At 43.0% G+C, this 913-nt stretch carries 1 protein-coding gene; it reads left to right on the top strand.

What is annotated here, in order from left to right:
• A partial coding sequence (locus A3756_RS19955; protein ID WP_068554417.1) for an SDR family oxidoreductase occupies window positions 1-898 on the top strand: 898 nt, incomplete at its 5' end.
• Window positions 899-913: the final 15 nt, after the last annotated feature.

The raw sequence follows: 913 nt of genomic DNA, 5'->3' as shown, positions 1-913 counted from the left end.
CGGCGCCTTAGCCCAGCAAGTCATTAATCGACTTCGTGATGAATACCAAATTGCTGCTGTAGATTTCCGTAAAATCACCTATCACAGCGACGACATTCCAAGTTATAAAGTCGATTTCAATAAACGCGTTTTTGAAGACCTGTTTAAGCATCATGACTTTGATAGCGTTATTCACCTCGGACGTATTTCTTCTGCAGAAGAAACACGGATGAGACGTTATAATGCCAATGTTCTTGGCACACAAAAGCTTTTGGACTTAAGTCATAAATACGGGATCAGCAATGTTATTGTGCTATCAACCTATCACGTTTATGGGTCATCACCCTATAACCCGGCACTGATTGATGAAACTGCCCCGCTAAAAGCAGCTGAGCTAACAATGGACCTGGTAGATTCCGTCGAGCTTGAAAGCCTAGCTAATATCTACCTATGGCGCTATCCTGACTTGAACATTACGATTCTAAGGCCCTGTAACATTGTCGGCCCTGGCGTACGAAATACCATCAGCAACTTACTTTCAAGTAAATACGCACCGGTACTGATGGGATTCTCTCCAATCATGCAGTTCATACATATAGATGATATGGCCGATGCCGTTACGCTAGCGCATAAGCAGCGAAAGCGCGGTGTCTACAATGTTTCGACAAATGACTGGGTTGCCTACCAAGACGCGCTGGAACTTTGTGAGTGTACACCCATACCCATTCCATCTATCCCGCCCGTGTTGCCTCGTGCCATTACAGGCTTTCTGAACTTAACAATGTTTCCGTGTTATTTGCTTAATTATTTTAAGTATCCGGTCGTTATTGATGGGTCTCATTTCAATGAAACCTTTGGATTTAAAGCGAAACGCCCGATTAAAGAAATTTTCAGAACTTACCGTGAATTGAAAGAGTAGCAGACTAAAATCTAG

Source organism: Oleiphilus sp. HI0086 (assembly GCF_001635225.1).
This window is presented reverse-complemented; position numbering and strand designations above follow the sequence as displayed.